11 protein-coding genes and 7 pseudogenes are annotated in these 14826 nt (G+C 67.8%); 6 read left to right on the plus strand and 12 right to left on the minus strand.

The window, feature by feature from the left end; genetic code table 11:
• The gene (locus tag ABFY03_RS37460; RefSeq protein ID WP_346172168.1) at positions 1–201 is read left to right on the plus strand and encodes a hypothetical protein; all 201 of its coding nucleotides are present in this window, start codon (positions 1–3) and stop codon (positions 199–201) included.
• Between the two features lie 439 nt (positions 202–640).
• On the opposite strand, the gene ABFY03_RS37465 is transcribed toward ABFY03_RS37460, so the two are convergent.
• From ABFY03_RS37465 to ABFY03_RS37480, 3 genes are all read right to left on the minus strand, one after another.
• Positions 641–1531: a hypothetical protein gene (locus tag ABFY03_RS37465; protein WP_346172169.1), complete on the minus strand. Its 891-nt coding sequence runs from the start codon at positions 1529–1531 to the stop codon at positions 641–643.
• A gap of 437 nt (positions 1532–1968) precedes the next feature.
• Complete coding sequence (locus tag ABFY03_RS37475) at positions 1969–2724, minus strand: transposase family protein (protein ID WP_346172170.1); 756 nt, start codon at positions 2722–2724, stop codon at positions 1969–1971.
• A 165-nt stretch (positions 2725–2889) separates the two neighbouring features.
• A complete protein-coding gene (locus tag ABFY03_RS37480) occupies positions 2890–3489 on the minus strand; it encodes a hypothetical protein (protein ID WP_346172131.1) in 600 nt (199 codons plus the stop codon).
• A gap of 130 nt (positions 3490–3619) precedes the next feature.
• Between ABFY03_RS37480 and ABFY03_RS37485 the strand changes: the two are divergent.
• Positions 3620–3928, plus strand: a pseudogene (locus ABFY03_RS37485) (hypothetical protein); the annotation flags it as partial.
• Here ABFY03_RS37485 and ABFY03_RS37490 read toward each other — a convergent pair.
• From ABFY03_RS37490 to ABFY03_RS37505, 3 genes are all read right to left on the minus strand, one after another.
• Positions 3855–4208, minus strand: a complete 354-nt coding sequence (locus ABFY03_RS37490; protein ID WP_346172373.1) for a hypothetical protein — start codon at positions 4206–4208, stop codon at positions 3855–3857. The pseudogene ABFY03_RS37485 and the gene ABFY03_RS37490 overlap by 74 nt on opposite strands.
• 144 nt (positions 4209–4352) lie before the next feature.
• A protein-coding gene (locus ABFY03_RS37495) for an IS5 family transposase (protein WP_428838207.1) occupies positions 4353–5182 on the minus strand; the annotation gives its coding sequence in 2 pieces (ribosomal slippage) (positions 4353–4828 and positions 4828–5182; 831 coding nt in all).
• 222 nt (positions 5183–5404) lie between these two features.
• Positions 5405–5620: a hypothetical protein gene (locus ABFY03_RS37505; RefSeq protein ID WP_346168719.1), complete on the minus strand. Its 216-nt coding sequence runs from the start codon at positions 5618–5620 to the stop codon at positions 5405–5407.
• 100 nt (positions 5621–5720) lie between these two features.
• Between ABFY03_RS37505 and ABFY03_RS37510 the strand changes: the two are divergent.
• Positions 5721–6393, plus strand: a pseudogene (locus ABFY03_RS37510) (transposase family protein).
• 184 nt (positions 6394–6577) lie between these two features.
• Here the strand turns inward: ABFY03_RS37510 and ABFY03_RS37515 are convergent.
• The 4 genes and pseudogenes from ABFY03_RS37515 to ABFY03_RS37530 form a co-directional block, all read right to left on the minus strand.
• Positions 6578–6778, minus strand: a pseudogene (locus ABFY03_RS37515) (flotillin family protein); the annotation flags it as partial.
• A 57-nt stretch (positions 6779–6835) separates the two neighbouring features.
• Positions 6836–7075: pseudogene (locus ABFY03_RS37520) on the minus strand (hypothetical protein); the annotation flags it as partial.
• A gap of 140 nt (positions 7076–7215) precedes the next feature.
• Positions 7216–7716: an NUDIX domain-containing protein gene (locus ABFY03_RS37525; protein WP_386724003.1), complete on the minus strand. Its 501-nt coding sequence runs from the start codon at positions 7714–7716 to the stop codon at positions 7216–7218.
• A 301-nt stretch (positions 7717–8017) separates the two neighbouring features.
• Positions 8018–8236, minus strand: a pseudogene (locus ABFY03_RS37530) (transposase); the annotation flags it as partial.
• Between the two features lie 145 nt (positions 8237–8381).
• Here ABFY03_RS37530 and ABFY03_RS37535 point away from each other — a divergent pair.
• Both ABFY03_RS37535 and ABFY03_RS37540 read left to right on the plus strand, forming a co-directional pair.
• Positions 8382–9094, plus strand: a pseudogene (locus ABFY03_RS37535) (transposase).
• Positions 9095–9425: 331 nt separating this feature from the next.
• Positions 9426–10097 (plus strand): DUF4097 family beta strand repeat-containing protein, encoded by a 672-nt coding sequence (locus ABFY03_RS37540; protein WP_346168692.1) that lies wholly within the window; start codon positions 9426–9428, stop codon positions 10095–10097.
• 195 nt (positions 10098–10292) lie between these two features.
• On the opposite strand, the gene ABFY03_RS37545 is transcribed toward ABFY03_RS37540, so the two are convergent.
• Together ABFY03_RS37545 and ABFY03_RS37550 are read right to left on the minus strand one after the other, a co-directional pair.
• On the minus strand, positions 10293–12509 hold the full coding sequence (locus ABFY03_RS37545) for a hypothetical protein (protein WP_346168717.1): 2217 nt from the start codon (positions 12507–12509) through the stop codon (positions 10293–10295).
• A 371-nt stretch (positions 12510–12880) separates the two neighbouring features.
• A complete protein-coding gene (locus tag ABFY03_RS37550; protein WP_346168716.1) occupies positions 12881–14509 on the minus strand; it encodes an FG-GAP-like repeat-containing protein in 1629 nt (542 codons plus the stop codon).
• 112 nt (positions 14510–14621) lie between these two features.
• Between ABFY03_RS37550 and ABFY03_RS37555 the strand changes: the two are divergent.
• Positions 14622–14801, plus strand: a pseudogene (locus ABFY03_RS37555) (hypothetical protein); the annotation flags it as partial.
• Between the last annotated feature and the right edge of the window lie 25 nt (positions 14802–14826).

The following is a 14826-nucleotide window of genomic DNA, read 5'->3' on the forward strand; positions in this document are numbered from 1 at the left end:
GTGTCCCCCAGGCGCGCCGCGCCGCTCCGAGGCTACGTCCCGGTCGCTGAGGACGACTTCGTCCACCCCCTCCTCGACACCGCGATCTGCAAGGCGCTCGCTGTCGACGACCCGTACGCGGTCGACTACGACCGGGCCCACCCCGATGGGCGTCAGGCGGCGTCGCGCGTACGACTACGAGCAGATCGGCCCGGTGTGTGAGCGGGTCCTCGCGAAGGCAGGGTACGGAGCCGAGCCCGCGTCCCAGCTCGTGGCCGGCTTCGGGTCAGCCATTCGCTTCCGGCACAAGGACCACCAGCACCTGTGCCCCGTCCTGGAGAAGCTGCCCCAGGACCTGGAGGGCTGGGTGCCGTGGTCCTGCGACCTGGAGCGCGGCCACGCCGGACCGCACCACCACCGGGCGATGGAGTACCACCGGGCCGACGCCCTCGACCCTCACCGTGCGGTGCCTGAGTCGCCTGCGCGCCAGGACGCCCGCCGGGCGGATGCATGCTCCCCGCCGGTCACCCGCCTGCTCAGCGGCACTGTGACACCCACGACGAGCACCGTACGGGTTGAGGGCCGCTTGCCCACCGAGGGCGGCCGAGTTGTGCAGGGCCGCCGTGAGACGGGCTATGGCGACGGCGCCTCAGGAACCGGCCTACAGGCCAGCTCTGGCGAGGAGGGCTTCCGCCTGCTCCTCGGTGAGCACGGGTGGGGCGGCGGCCGGTGCGGGGCACGTGTGGCTGCGGTGCGACAGGAGGAAGGTCTCGGTCGGATCCTCCGTTGCCAGTGTGGACATGAGCAGCTCCCGCAGTACTGGCGGAGTGTCCGCGCGGCGCGCGATCTCGTTGCGAACGAGGACGTTCGGGTCCTCGGCCAGCAAGTCGCGGAGAACCGCAGGGAGCTGAGGATGAGCGGCAACGGCACTGCGGACACACGGATCTGGGTCGCGGGCCAGTTCCGGAGTCGGGGGTGAGCGCCTCGCGGCGGCGACGCGTGTCACCGGGTCTGCGAGGAGGGCGGGCAACAGATCAAGGGCCGGAGACCAGTGCGCGAGTGCAGCCTGGCGGACGCCCGGTTCGGAGTCCGTGAACAGAGCCCGGCGCACGGCCTCTGGGGCGTTGCGACAGTGCTGAGGGATCCACTCTCGCACGCTGGAGTTTGGGTCCTCCGCGAGACGGGTCAAGAGTTCAGTTGGCAGGTGCTCGTTCATCGTCAGGAACGACCGCACCAGGGGCTCGGGATCGTTGGCCAGGCGAGCCAGCAGTCCGGGCGGCTCGTCGGTGGCGCTGGCGGCGGCCGCGCACCGAACTGCCGGCTCCGGATGCTCCGCCAGGCGGGCCTTGGTGGAGGCCGGCACCCAGCGGTTGGCGGCGAGCGACCGCGCGGAGCCGAGCGCGATGATCTCCTCGATCTGTTCTTCGGTCAGATCCCGACGCTGCAGTGCCGCCCTGCGGCGAGCCACTGGATGCTGGAGAAGGCGCCACACCATGGGGGCGGGGAGGCCCTCTTGAACTGCTAGTGCGCTAAGTTCAAAGTCCAGGTCCATGGACCGCAGGGTAAACTGACGCACCGTATTGCCCACAGGCCGTCGCCAAGGTCCGATCTCCGCGCGGCGCACCCAACGGGGAGATCCACGAGGATCAACAGTCACTCAGCGTGGACCCTCAACAGAACCCGTGTCAGAGCCCGAAGTCGTGAACAAGCGGTAGACCCCATGGTCGCCCCTTGCGTGCCGGGGCTGCCTCCTCCTTCCGCAGAGCGGTGATGAGCGCGCTGAACCGCTGCGGGCTCAGTCCGGTGAACGGGCCTATCCAGCGGGGCTCCGATGCCGTGATCACACCAGTCATGGCGAGATCATCTCCCGGGCCTGGAGAGTCGTGTGGAGTTACGGGATCTCGGGGTACTGGGGGCGCTTCCGCTTGAGCTTGGCCAGGTCACTGAGATCGATGCCGGTGGCTTTGGCGTACTGAGCCTTTTCCAACCTCACGCTGACGCGTGGTGAAGGACGAGGACGGCCTGGACGACCGCTGTGATGCGGTTGGTGCTGCAGCGGAGCTTCCGTAGGAGACGCCAGCCCTTCAGGGTGGCCATGGCCTGTTCGCCGAGGCAGCGGATCTTGGCGTGCGTGCTGTTGTGGCGGCGCTGCCACCGCTTGAGTCGACGGCCGCGGAAGGGCACCCGGATGGAGCCGCCGGCGCCCTGGTATGCCTTGTCGGCCCAGCACTTGAGGTCGGCTTCGGTGAGTGCTTCGACGATCCCGTGAGTGCGGGCGGCGGTCAGGTCGTGGGTGGAGCCGGGCGACGCGGGCGAGGCCCACAGCAGGCGGCCGAACGGGTCGGTGAGGACCTGGACGTTCATGCCGTGGCGTTTATGTTTCCCCGAGTAGTACGGGGTGTCGGCGGCGATCCGGTCGATCGGCAGCAGGGTGCCGTCCAGGATCACGAACGCCTTGGTCCGCGCGATGCGCATCGCCTCGGCCAGGGTGGGCGCGAGCGCGGCCAGCACGTCGACGGCCTGGCGTATGTAGCGGTATGCGGTCGCGATGCCGATACCGAACCCGGCGGTGAGCCGGGCGTAGGTGTCGCCGCATCGCAGATGGGCCAGAACGAGCAGAGCCTGACGACCGGTGGTCAGACGCCGCCACCGGGTCCCGATCTCTTGCCGCCTGGCTGTCAGACGCCCGGTCAGGAACCGCAGGGTGCGACTGGGCAGGTCGATCGAGGACGGGTAGGCAAGCACGCGAAGCTCCTGGCGGACACGGGTGATCTTGGTCGAGAAACCCGTCTACCAGGAGCTTCGTCGTTCCGCAGTTCCGTCCAACACGTGTGACTGAGCGCTTCAGTTGGCCGGTTGAGCGTTGACCGGGCAGGTGCGGCGTATCCCCGTGCGGGCGCCGTCCCCGTTCTACTCCACCGGCTCGCGCCAGGCGGCGACGAGATCCTGGAAGCCCGAGAAACGGGTGCCAGGAACAGTCTCACCACTGATCGTCTCGCCGTTGAGCCAGCAGATGTCGAAGATGTCGGTCTCGGTGTCGAGGAGGCAGCACACACCACCGGTGGTGGCGGTGAGGTCGGTGAAGACATTCCTGACGCTTGCGGACTGCACGAACATCCGGCTCATGCTCGAGGTAGCGGCGGTGAACTGCAGTGACGCAAAGTTCGGGTGCCATGCGGGGGAGAACCTGACCGTCAGGTAGATGTACCCGACCGACACCCGTCCCTGCTCGTCGACCCTGTCGGAATCGCGGAGGAAGACCTCGCGCACCGCGTCGTCGACGCCGACGACGATCGAGGTGTCCAGTTCGAGCGAGCCGCCTGCCGAACAGTCGACCGGTTCGCTCTTGAACTTCGAGGTGAACGGCACGATCACCTGCTCTCCGCCCGGCAGGGTCACCGGAAGCGGCGGCGTCTCGCGGCCTTGGGGGGCGAGCACGGCCAGCCGGGTCAGCGCTCTCGCAACGTTCCGAGGGGGCATGAAGATCTTATAGCTGTAGTCCAGCCCCATACCGTCCCGCCTCCCCTGTCCTGAACCGTCATCCTGTCATGATCGGGATCGATCGCCCAGTTGATTCCAACGTGGCTGGCTTCGCCCGGACGCAGTCGGCAACGCAGCGCTCAGTCACAACACGCGGCCCCGCCGGCAGGTTGGAAATGGCTCACTGGCATTGAGAAGTCTCTGGGCATTCGCCGCCCTCCGGCACTCGCCCGGCGCCGACGCCCACTACCGGCGTCGCCGCGAGACCGGAGACTGGCACGCGGCAGCCCAGCGCAACCTCTTCAACCGCATGATCGGCCAGCTTTACCACTGCCTCCAGAAGCGCGAGCTCTTCGACGAGCAGTCCGCGTTCCCTGGCTCGCCCGAGCTTGTAGTCAATGCCGCTGAACTGGCAGCAGCTCGCTCACCCAAGCTGGCAGTTCGGGGTCATCGCGCCAGGCTGCGGTGATCGTGAGGAGGGCATCCCACGATGCATCGACGACGGGGCCAGGGGCAGCATTCTCAAGCTCTCCGTACAGTCGACGGCACAACTGGGACGTCACTTCATAGAGGGCTCCGTTGACCTCACTCACGCGTGCGAGTGCAGAACCCGGAGCCGGAGGCGGCTCCCCGTTGAGCCGGATGGTCGTAGCCGCGGCAGCGTACGTCCGTCCATGGATGAAGTCCCGCAGCGCGGCCACCTGTTCCCACGTTGGCAAGAAGCGCTGGAAAGGGGCCGATTCGGTCATGCCGCAAGGCTATCCGCGAGGTCGTCGTTGTTCGAGGTCCGGACCCCAGCGACTTGACGGCATAGCAACGTGAGGTGTCTCTGGGCCTTCTCCTCGATCACCGCCTCACCCGGCGCCAAAGCCCACTAGGAGTTGTCTTCAATGTCACGCCCACATCAGGAGCGAGGCGAGGGTGACGGCTGCTTGGTAGGACTCGGCGGTCTTGTCGTAGCGGGTCGCGATGCCGCGCCACTGCTTGAGGCGGTTGAAACACCGCTCCACCACGTTGCGGCGCTTGTAGAGCTGCTTGTCGAAGGCTGGCGGGCGTCCGCCGCGGCTGCCGCGCCGGAGCCGGTTGCGGACCTGGTCGGATCGCTCGGGGATGGTGTGGCTGATACCGCGCCGTCGCAGCCAGGTGCGGATGGCTTTGGAGCTGTAGCCCTTATCGCCCAGGACGTGGGCGGGCCTGATGCGGGGCCGTCCGGGGCCGATGCGGGGCACTCGTATCGCGTCCATCACGGCGGTGAACTGCGTGCAGTCGTTGGTGTTCCCGCCCGTGACCACGAAGGCGAGCGGGCGGCCGAAGGCGTCACAGGCAAGGTGGATTTTGCTGGTCAGGCCGCCCCGGGAGCGTCCGAGTGCCGGTGGGCAGAGCCCCCTTTTCGGGCCCCGGCGGCATGCTGGTGGGCTCGCACGACGGTGGAGTCGACCGACACCAGCCAGTCGATGTCCCCGGCCGCGTCCGCCTTTGCCTGCGCGGCCCGCAGCATCCGCTCGAAGGTCCCGTCCAGGGCCCACCGGCGGAAGCGGGTGTGCAGCGTTTGCCACGGCCCGTACCTCTCGGGCACATCCCGCCAGGCGGTGCCGGTGCGGAACTTCCACACGATCCCGTTGAGGACTCTTCGGTCGTCCAACCGCTTCCGGCCCCGCAAGGGCGCAGGCAGCAGCGGCCGGACGAACTCCCACTCGGCATCGGACAGTTCATGGCGACGTATCACCCGACCATGATCCACCACTCAAGATCAATTGAAGACACGACCTAGCGGCACCGCCGCGACCGCAGAGACTGGCACGTCGCTGCCCAGCGCAACCTCTTCAACCGCATGATCGGCCAGATCTACCACTGCCTCCAGAAACGCAAGCTCTTCGATGAGCTCGTGGCGTTTCCTGCCCTGCCGGAGCTCACGGTCAGCGCTGCCTGACGGGCGGGCGGCCGGTCAGAGGTTGAGCTCGAAGTACTCGTCGATGGAGATGAAGCGGTGTTGGCCAGTCGCAGGATCGACTTCCAGGGGGACGTTCCCCCCGATCCCGTCGCCCCCGTCGGCGGCGTTGTAGAAGACGTAGAACTTGCCGTGCCGCTGCGTCACTGAGGTGACGGCCAAGTACTCGCCAATGAGTCCTTCGGTCAGGATGCGCGCGTCGCTCTCGCTCAACAATGGAACCTCCCCTGTCGGGGCAGGCTATCCGCACACCGAGACGCCCTTCCACGGCGCGCGATGTTCGAGGACGTGCGTAGCAACGTGAGGTGTCTGGATAGACCCGTTCTCCGGGCTGAGTCCGCGCGCCTTCGGGAAGCTGGTGACGGTGCTGCGTCACGCAGGTGCGGACACGGTCCGCAAGGGCCGGCTGTGGAGCCTTCCGCTGGAAGACCGGACCCTGCTGGTCACCGCCTACTGGCGAACCAACCTGACCATGCGGCAGTTGGCCCCGCTGTTCGGGGTATCGAAGTCGGCGGCGGACCGGATCATCGACGACCTCGGGCCGATGCTCGCGCTCCAGCCCCGCAAGCTGTTCGCGAAGGACACCGTGCTCATCGTGGACGGCACCCTGGTCCCCACCCGGGCGTCGCCGAGCAGTCGAAGATCTACCGATACTCCACCAACCACCAGGTCGTCATCGACGCCGACACCCGCCCGGTCGTCGTGGTCGGCAGGCCGCTCGCCGGGAACCGCAACGGCTGCAAGGCATGGGAGGAATCCGGAGCTAAGGCAGCCGTCGGCAAGACCCTCACGATCGCCGACGGCGGCTACCCGGGCACCGGCCTCGTCATCCCGCACCGCCGCGAACGCGGCCAGACCGAGCTTCCGGCGTCTTCGCCCGGATGAGGACCTGGAAGATCCTGCGTGACTGCCGCCTCAAGGGCGACGGCGTTCACCGCGCCATGCTCGGTATTGCACGGATGCACAACCTTGCTCTCGCCGGATAGGCAAGCGGGCCGCACGGCGGGCCAACCATCTCTCCCGTCACATGCTTGTTGATCGCTTCGAGCTGTGTGACGCGCCGGTCGATCTCTTCCTCCTCGGCGTCCCAGTCGGGCAGGGGACCGTCGCTTGACGAGTTAGGCGCCTGAGGTGTCGACACCGCCCGGTGGCCCCTGTCCGACCTCCCCACCCGCCGCCGACGACGACCTTCTGGCCGCTGTTGTCGGTGAACACCCGCCCGGTGGTCGGATCAGTGGTCTGCTTGCCGCGCCGGCCGGTGATGATGAACGCCTCGCTGGGCCCGGCGACCTTGTAACGCGTGATGACGACGAGACCGAGCAGCACGAGCAGAACGACGATGCCCACCACAGCGGTGAGGACAGGGCTCATGACGAGACCCCCTTCGATCGGAACCAAGAAGAGAAAAAGCGGGCAGCGGCGGAGGCGTCAGCGTTCCACCGGACGGACGGCGACCGACGTCGGCGAGAGCACGGACTCGACCCACACCTCGGCACCACGAGCGACCGGCGCAGCGGACTTCGCGGCGTACTTCACCGGCTGCCCGGCGAGGTACACCAGCACTTCGCCGTAGCCGCCGGCCGGAATCGCCGTCACGACCGAGCCACTCGTCCCGGTCAGGTCCTCGCCCCGCGGCGCGGGCGTAGCCCCGTCGCGCATGAGCGCCCGGCAGCCACCGCCCTGCCCGTCCCGACCACAGGCAGGGCGGCCCTTCTTCCGGGCCCAGACCGTCACACCGCCGACCTCACGACGTCGATCTGTACGCGGCGATCGCCGTGACGCCAAGGCCGGCCTGTCGCTGCGTCCGGTCAGGAGTGCGTGGTCCGGAACACGAGATACCGGCTGAAGGCCTCGTGGCTGTCGGGAGTGAAGCGCCACTCCAACAGGGCCGAGTGAAGCTCGGACTCGGTCAGCCAGCCATGCCAGGCGACCTCATCGGGATCGCGGGTCACCGTGCCCGGAATCACGGCTTCATGCACGCCGAGCCAGTGAGGGCTCAGGCCGCTGCGGTTGATGAACGCGAACAACAAGCGCGGCAGACCACGGATGCCCAGTTCTTCGGCCAGCTCCCGCCCGGCGGCCTGTTCATAGGATTCGCCGACACCCACGGCGCCACCGACCATGACCTCATAGAGCCCGGGGAAGCGCGACAGCTGCTCCGACCGCCGATGGACGAGGATCCGACCACGTTCATCACGACACACCGTCGAAGCGATTCGATGCAGCCAGCCCTCCCGGATGGCCTGCCGACGGGTGACCACCCCCAGGACACGATCTTGACAATCGACACGCTCCACCAGTTCATCCACGAAGCACACCCTGGCAGCACCCACTGACAACGCCGCTTCTCGGCGAGCCGTTCTCAGAACTCGACAACATTCTGGACCCGCTTGATCAGCATCTGTTGCCCGAACTCGGCACCTACCGTTCTCGGGTTACACCTACGTAGCCGCATGAAGGAGGCCGGCACCGTCGTGCGCAACGCCCCCCCGCCAGAACGCCGTCACCGTGACCTCGCTCGACCTCACCGCCAAGATCCCGACGGCTACGCTCATCAGCTGCGTCAACATGACACCTACGAGGCGTACAGCACCAAGCGCAAGGCAGTCATCCCGCTGCCCGCCGAGCCGTCGAGAGGTCGTAGACCCGGTCCCGCGGCCCGTAGCGTTCGGGCACATCGCGCCAGGGGGCGCCGGTGCGGGTCCGCCAACGTATGCCGTCTATCAACTGCCGCCGCGTCCACACCTGCGGCCGGCCCGGCTTGATGCCCTGCGGCAGCAGTGGCTCAAGCCGGGCCCACTGGCCGTTCGTCAGATCTCCACGTCCCACAGGACGTGATCATGAACGAGCAAGATCCACTTTCGCAACAGACCCTAAAGGGTGTTGCAGAAGGCTCAGTTCTGGGCATTTTGCCTGTATGGGTGGGGTGTTGCGGGCTGAGCCGGTGTGGGTGGAGACGTTCACGGGCTTGCGGATGGACCGGTTCGTGAAGCTGGTGAAGGTGGTCCGGGAGCGAGGTGGTAACGGCCCGGGTGGTGGCCGGCCGTGGTGTCTGCCGCTGCCGGACCGGGTGCTGCTGGTGGCCGTGTACTACCGCACGAACCTCACGATGCGGCAGCTCGCGCCGCTGTTCGGCTGCTCACCCGCCACGGTCTGCCGGGTGATCCAGCGGCTCCGTCCGCTGCTGGCACTCGAGCGGGCTCCGCGGCCGATGGCGGACACCGACCGGTTGTGGATCGTGGACGGCACTTTGATCCCGGTCCGCGACCGGAAGGTCGGCGCCTCGTCCCGCAACTACAGGTTCTCGGCGAACGTGCAGGTCATCATCGATGCCGACACCCGCCTGGTCATCGCGGCGGCCCGGCCGGCGCCGGGCAACAAGGCCGACGCACATGTCTGGCGCGAGTCGGACCTGCCCGCCGTGGCGGCGGGAACGACCGTGATCGCGGACGGCGCCTACCTCGGCACCGGCCTGATCGTTCCGCACCGGAAGAGAGCCGGCCGCCCCTCCTGCGCGGGCAGGAGGAGGACAACGCCGAGCACCGAAGGGTCAGGGCCTGTGTCGAGCACACGTTTGCCCGGATGAAGAACTGGAAGATCCTGCGCGACTGCCGTCAAAGAGGCGACGGCCTCCACCATGCCGTCCAGGCCGTCGCCGCCATGCACAACCTCGCCCGTACCGGGTGAACCGACAGGTCAAACACCCCTCCGGCCTGCCCGAAGCGGACCTTCTGCAACACCCTTTAGCCGGTCAGGCGATCTTCCCTTGTGGGGGAGTGGGTAGCGAGTGAGACGCGCTCTGCGCTCGGCACTGCCGGCGGCGACGTTCACTATCCGACTATTGCAACGCTGTGGCATATGTCGTTGCATCAATCCAGCCGTCATTGCAATGAAATTCCCACGTTGACCTGTACTGATGCCATTCCAGTGCAACGCACTTGTTGTCACACTCTGGAAAGCAACGTAGCTTTTCCCGTGTCGGAAACGCCGACCACGACTCCACGGGAGAAGCCACACCATGCAGACCTTCGCCACCACCGCCCCGATCACCACCGTCGTCGACATCCCCGCCGGCCACCTCCGCTTCATCGCCGCCGACCGGGCCGACGCCACCGTCGACATCCGCCCCGCCCGCCCCGGCAAGAGCCGCGACGTCAAGGCCGCCGAGGACACCACCGTCACCTACGCCGACGGCGTCCTGACCATCACCGCCCCCGAGGCGAAGAACCAGCTCTTCGGCCCCTCCGGCGCCGTCGAGGTCACCGTCCAGCTCCCCGCCGGCTCCCGCGTCCAGGCCAGGGCCGCCGGCGCCGAACTCCGCGGCGTCGGACGCCTCGGCGACGTCAGCTACGAAAGCGCCCAGGGCCCGGTCAAGCTCGACGAGGCCGCCACCGTCCGCCTCGCCCTCCAGGACGGCGACATCACCATCGGCCGCCTCAACGGCCCCGCCGACCTCACCACCGCCCGCGGCGACCTCCGCATCACCGAGGCCACCACCGGCACCGTCGTCCTCGCCACCCAGTCCGGCTCCATCACCGTCGGCGCCGCCCGCGGCACCGCCGCCACCCTCGACGCCGGCACCTCCTACGGCCGCATCCACAACACCCTGCAGAACGCCAAGGGCACCGGCGCCGACCTCACCATCCGCGCCACCACCTCCCACGGCGACATCACCGCCCACGCCAACTGACCGCCAGAACGCATGCGGAAGCAAGACCAGCGCCGTGGAGGAGTCGTTCCACGGGGCGCTCCTCCGTCGGGCCGCCACGGCGTCTCAGTGGTGACCGATCAGTGTGCTCGATGGCCCTGGTTGGTTCTCGGGTACGCGAGAGGGGGAGCCCGGAGGCTCCCGGACTCCCCGCTCTCCGGCCGGATGGGGTGTGAGTCAGAGGACGTGGTTCAGGGTGCCGTCGTGGTCGAGGTACATCTGCTCGGCGGTGCGGAGGGATGCCTTCCAGTCGCCCGTGCCCTTGTAGAGCCTGGGGGTGTCGAGGTGGGTGTCGGTGCCGATGAGGTCGACGCGTCCGTCGGCGTCGGCGTCGCCGGCGCCGATGAGGGAGTTGAAGCCGTTCCAGCCGCCGCCGATCCTCGTACGGGGCGCGAAGGTGCCGTCGCCCTTGCCGAGGTACTGCCACAGCACGCCGGTCTTGTCGCGGGCGACGAGGTCGCCGGCCGGGCCGCCGGCGAGGTTTCCGACGGCGGTGATGTCGTTGTAGGTGCTCCAGCCGCCGCCGATCTTCTTGCGGGTGCTGAAGGGGGCGTTGGCGTTTCCGGTGCCGGGGTAGAGCCACAGCACCCCGGACCTGTCGGTGGCGAGGGCGTCGGTGCGGCCGTCGCCGGTGATGTCGCTGCCGGCGGTGATCTTGTCGTACACCTGCCAGCCACCGCCGACCCTGATCCGCGTGGCGAAGTTCCCGGTGCCGTTGCCCGTGTACAGCCACAGCACCCCGGACTTGTCCCGCGCCAGCAGATCAGCGACCGCCGAACCGCCCAGGTTCCCGGCTGCCTCGATCCGGTCGTAGACGTTCCAGCCCGCCCCGAGAAGCGTCTTCGGCGCACCTTCGTTGAGCCCCCAGAAGGCGTCGATCGGCCGGTAGAGCAGGTCCGTGCGCCACAGGCGGCCGCCGGTGTCCCGGGTGATCAGGTCGGGAGAGCCGTTGTCGTTGAAGTCGTGCGGCTGGCTCTTGCGCACGACCTTGAAGGCGCCGGTGAGGACGGCGGCCGGACCGATCCCGTTGTCCGGCGTGGCCGTCAGCCGCCAGATGTAGTCACCGTTGGGGTGCGCCCCGGTCTCGCCGTACCTCTCCCAGGGGAGCCGCACGTCGGTGCCGGAGGAGAACGCCTCGACGGTCGTGGTCCTGCCGGTACGGACATGACGCACGGAGAGCGTGACGTCGCCCGTCCTGCGGGACAGGGCGAAACGGAAGCCGAAATAGTGGTTCTGGTCAAGGTCGAGGACCGCGCCGGGCACGGTGACGGCAGTGGCGACGATCTCGGTGGGCGCACCGGTCGTAGCGACCTTCACGACCTGCGGCTTCACACCGCCACCGGTGACGTGGTACAGGCCCTCGCCCTGCCCGACGATGCCGCCGCGCACGTAGAGGCTGCCGTCGGGGGCGGGCGTGATCTGGTAGGCGTGGTCGAACAGCTTCACCGACGCCTTGGTGCTGAGGTTGTAGGCGGTCAGCGGGTAGTGGACGCTGGTCCGGGACTGGGCCATGCCCCCGCTCTGCCCGTACACGACCCAGTCGCCGACCAGCCCGACGTGGAAACTGCCGAAGGTCGCCTCAGAGATGCCCGGGACCTGCTGTATGGCGCCGGTGGTCCGGTCCGCGGCGAAGACCCGCGGAGGCAGGTCCGTCTCCTCGCCCTCGACCCAGGCGGTGCGCGCCGCGGACACGGCGATGTCACCCACGACGGAGCTGCGCGTCTTCACGGCGGTGACGGCGCCGGTGGCGAGGTCGACCATGCCCCACTTGTACGTGCCGCCCTGGACGAAGGTGACGATGCCGTGTTCGGGCGTGCCCTGCACGACCTCGAGTGCGGTCGCGCCCGCGGGAAGTCCGGTGACGGCGGTACCGTCGGGGTCTGCCGCGGTGTGCCTGCGCAGGACCGTGCCCGTCTCGGTGGTGAGGGCGGTGAAGACGGCGTCGCCCGCCGCACCGGCGTACCGCGAGCCTGTGGCCGTGTCCCCGATCGCCACCTCCAGGGTGCTGTTCGTGCTCAGGTTGTGCTGGGTGACCGTCTCCGGCTCCCACACGACGACGAAGTCGCTGGTCCGCGTCGAGCTCAGTTCGGCGCCGTAGTCGTAGGCATGCCCGGAGCCGTCCGCGTACCGCCGGAACACCGACTGTCCGTCGGCACCGCGGGTGAGGAACCCGGTCACTCCGGCCCCGAGGAGTTCACCGTCCTCGGGGTAGCGGATCAGGTCCGCGTCGGTGTCGGCCGCGTCCGCCGCGACGAATCCACCCGCCGGAGCGGCGTAGGCCGGGGCTATGAGCACACCGGCCCCGAGGGTGACGGCGAGAACGGTGGTGACGGCGGTGTTGAGCCGTCGCCGGCGAGAACGGGCCTGCGGCACGTGCATTCCTCCTGAAGACATCAGGCGCGTCATGCGCCTTCGATTGCTAAGACCTATGGGTGAGCGGATGGTTGTACGAAGCCTGGACGCCTGCCACTGAGGCATGGCGACGGGGTGCTCTGTTCATGCTGGCCGGGGGCGCAATGGTCCGAGACGCCCCATGCGCTGCAGGCGCCGTATGCGGCGGGGTACCTGGTCCGTGCCTCGATACGGGGCACGGCAGGCGACGACGCGAACGCCGGGCCTGTAGCGCCTTGGAGGGGCCGCTGGTATCTCAGCGGCCCCTCTTGTCGGTCGAGCGGTATCCCGTGATGCGTAGGCGCGCACCGGATCTGGCCGGTGGCGGCCCTGGACGCTAGGGGAACCGCTCTCACCGGTTCACGGCCGGTTCGCTACGCGGGGCTGTAGCTCTCGATCATGTGGACGCTGCTGAAGGTCCAGCTGCCGGCCGGAGCCTCCCAGCTGTGGATGGGATCCGACAGCAATCCGCCCGGACCTGCTGGCCAGGTGAGCATCTTGACTCGGCCGTCCTCGTAGCCGTACATGGCGCCGATGTCGTCGCGGCCGTCTCCGTTGTAGTCACCCGTGACGATTTTCATGTTCTGGCGCCAGAAGCGGCCGGCTTCGCCGGTCCAGAGTTGAGTCCGTGTGCCGAACTCTCCGTTGGGGCCGCTGGGGTTGAAGCTGATGACAGCGTCGTGGCCGTCGCCGTAGTCGTACCAGCTCGCGATGTCGTCGCGGCCGTCGTTGTTGAAGTCTCCGGCGTGGATGCTGGCCTGCGAGAAGGTCCAGCCCGTGGAGCTCCATCCGTGGATGGGGTCGGCGAAGCCGCCGGTAGGCGTGGCCGGGAAGGTGACGAGCTTGACCTCACCGTTGGTGTAGCCGTAGAGGGCGCCGATGTCGGTGCGGCCGTCACGGTTGAAGTCGCCGGTGGCGAACTTCATGCGAGCCACCTCCCAGCCGTCAGAGCGGTAGAAGGAGGAGAAGGGGTAGTTGAATCCTCCCTTGACGTTTGCGGTGAAGGTGAAGAGCTTGTCCTGGCCGTCGCCGTAGGCGTACCAGGCGGCGATGTCGTCGCGGCCGTCTCCGTTGAAGTCGCCGGACTGCACCTGGATGGCGTCGAAGTTCCAGTAGCCGGCGGGAATACTCCAGGAGACGAATGGGGCGTTGAACGTGCCGTCGCCCTTTCCGGTCCACGTGCGGAGGTTCATCCGGCCGTCCTCGTAGCCGTAGAAGGCCGCGACGTCCCCTACTCCGTCGCCGTTGTAGTCGCCGGTCGTGCGCTTCATGTTCTCGGCCCAGTAGTTGCCTGCCGGGCTGGACCAGGCGTGGATGGGTGGCTTGAAGGCTCCTGCGGAGTCGGTGGTGAAGGTGTGGAGCTCGTCGTGGCCGTCGCCGTAGTCGTACCAGTCGGCGATGTCGCTGCGGCCGTCGCGGTTGTAGTCGTGGCGGGCGGAGGTGCCGCTGGACCAGAGCGCTTGGCTCTTGTCGTTATAGACGACGAGGTCACCGGAGTCCTGAAGGACGGCAAATCCCTCCTTCGTGCCGACGTTCGTCGTGTACAGCACCTGGTTCTGTGCGTTGACGACGACGATGTCGCCGTCCTGCTCGACGCGTGCGAAGGCGCCCGCGGTGCCGTTGATGCTGTTCCAGACCTTGGCGCCGGTCTTGTTGGTGATGATCAGATTCCCGTCGGTGCCCATGGTGAGGGTCGAGGACTGACCGACGATGGAGTCGCCCGACTTGATCACCGTCTGGGGTTCGATACGGATGCCGTTGTTGATGCCTTCGATGACGAAGGGTGCTTCGAAGCCGGTGAGGTTGGTGGCGGTGCCCTTGCCCCGCCACCCCAGCACGGTGTTGTCGGCCTTGCGGGCCCACAGGTCCATAATCTTGTCGCCGTCTATGACGCCTTCGCGGGTGCCGTCGAGGTCGCCGGAGGTTCCGATCTGGGGGTAGGTGTTTGCCTTGAAGCCGCTGCCCACCTTCAGGAGGTTGCGTCCCCAGGTGGCGAAATTCATCTTGGCGGGGTTGCCGGGGTCAGGGGTGGCGTGGGAGCGGAAGAGGTCGCCGGTGGCGTCGTCACGGAGAAGAAGGTACTTGTAGCCCCAGCCGTCACCGATCCAGCCGGCAGTCGAGCGCCTGATGACACTCTGGGCAGGGACCGATGAGGCCCTCGGGGGCCGGTACTTGTGGGTCTCGGACGGCCTGATCGTCAGGAATCCGGGCATCGACAGCATGACCGACGTGATTGCCGGACTGGTCGAGAACGGCGAGTTCTCCGAGATCTTTCAGCCGGTGATCAACATCTGATCAAGTGTTCGGCCGCCGGAGGCCG

Source organism: Streptomyces roseofulvus, assembly GCF_039534915.1.
Classification (GTDB): domain Bacteria; phylum Actinomycetota; class Actinomycetes; order Streptomycetales; family Streptomycetaceae; genus Streptomyces; species Streptomyces roseofulvus.

Excerpts from the sequence above, each read along its gene's own strand:
- ABFY03_RS37540 (WP_346168692.1), top strand. The coding sequence starts at position 9,426 with ATGCAGACCTTCGCCACCACCGCCCCGATCACCACCGTCGTCGACATC.
- ABFY03_RS37550 (WP_346168716.1), bottom strand. The coding sequence starts at position 14,509 with ATGAATTTCGCCACCTGGGGACGCAACCTCCTGAAGGTGGGCAGCGGC.
- ABFY03_RS37545 (WP_346168717.1), bottom strand. The coding sequence starts at position 12,509 with ATGTCTTCAGGAGGAATGCACGTGCCGCAGGCCCGTTCTCGCCGGCGA.
- ABFY03_RS37480 (WP_346172131.1), bottom strand. The coding sequence starts at position 3,489 with ATGGGGCTGGACTACAGCTATAAGATCTTCATGCCCCCTCGGAACGTT.
- ABFY03_RS37490 (WP_346172373.1), bottom strand. The coding sequence starts at position 4,208 with ATGACCGAATCGGCCCCTTTCCAGCGCTTCTTGCCAACGTGGGAACAG.
- ABFY03_RS37465 (WP_346172169.1), bottom strand. The coding sequence starts at position 1,531 with ATGGACCTGGACTTTGAACTTAGCGCACTAGCAGTTCAAGAGGGCCTC.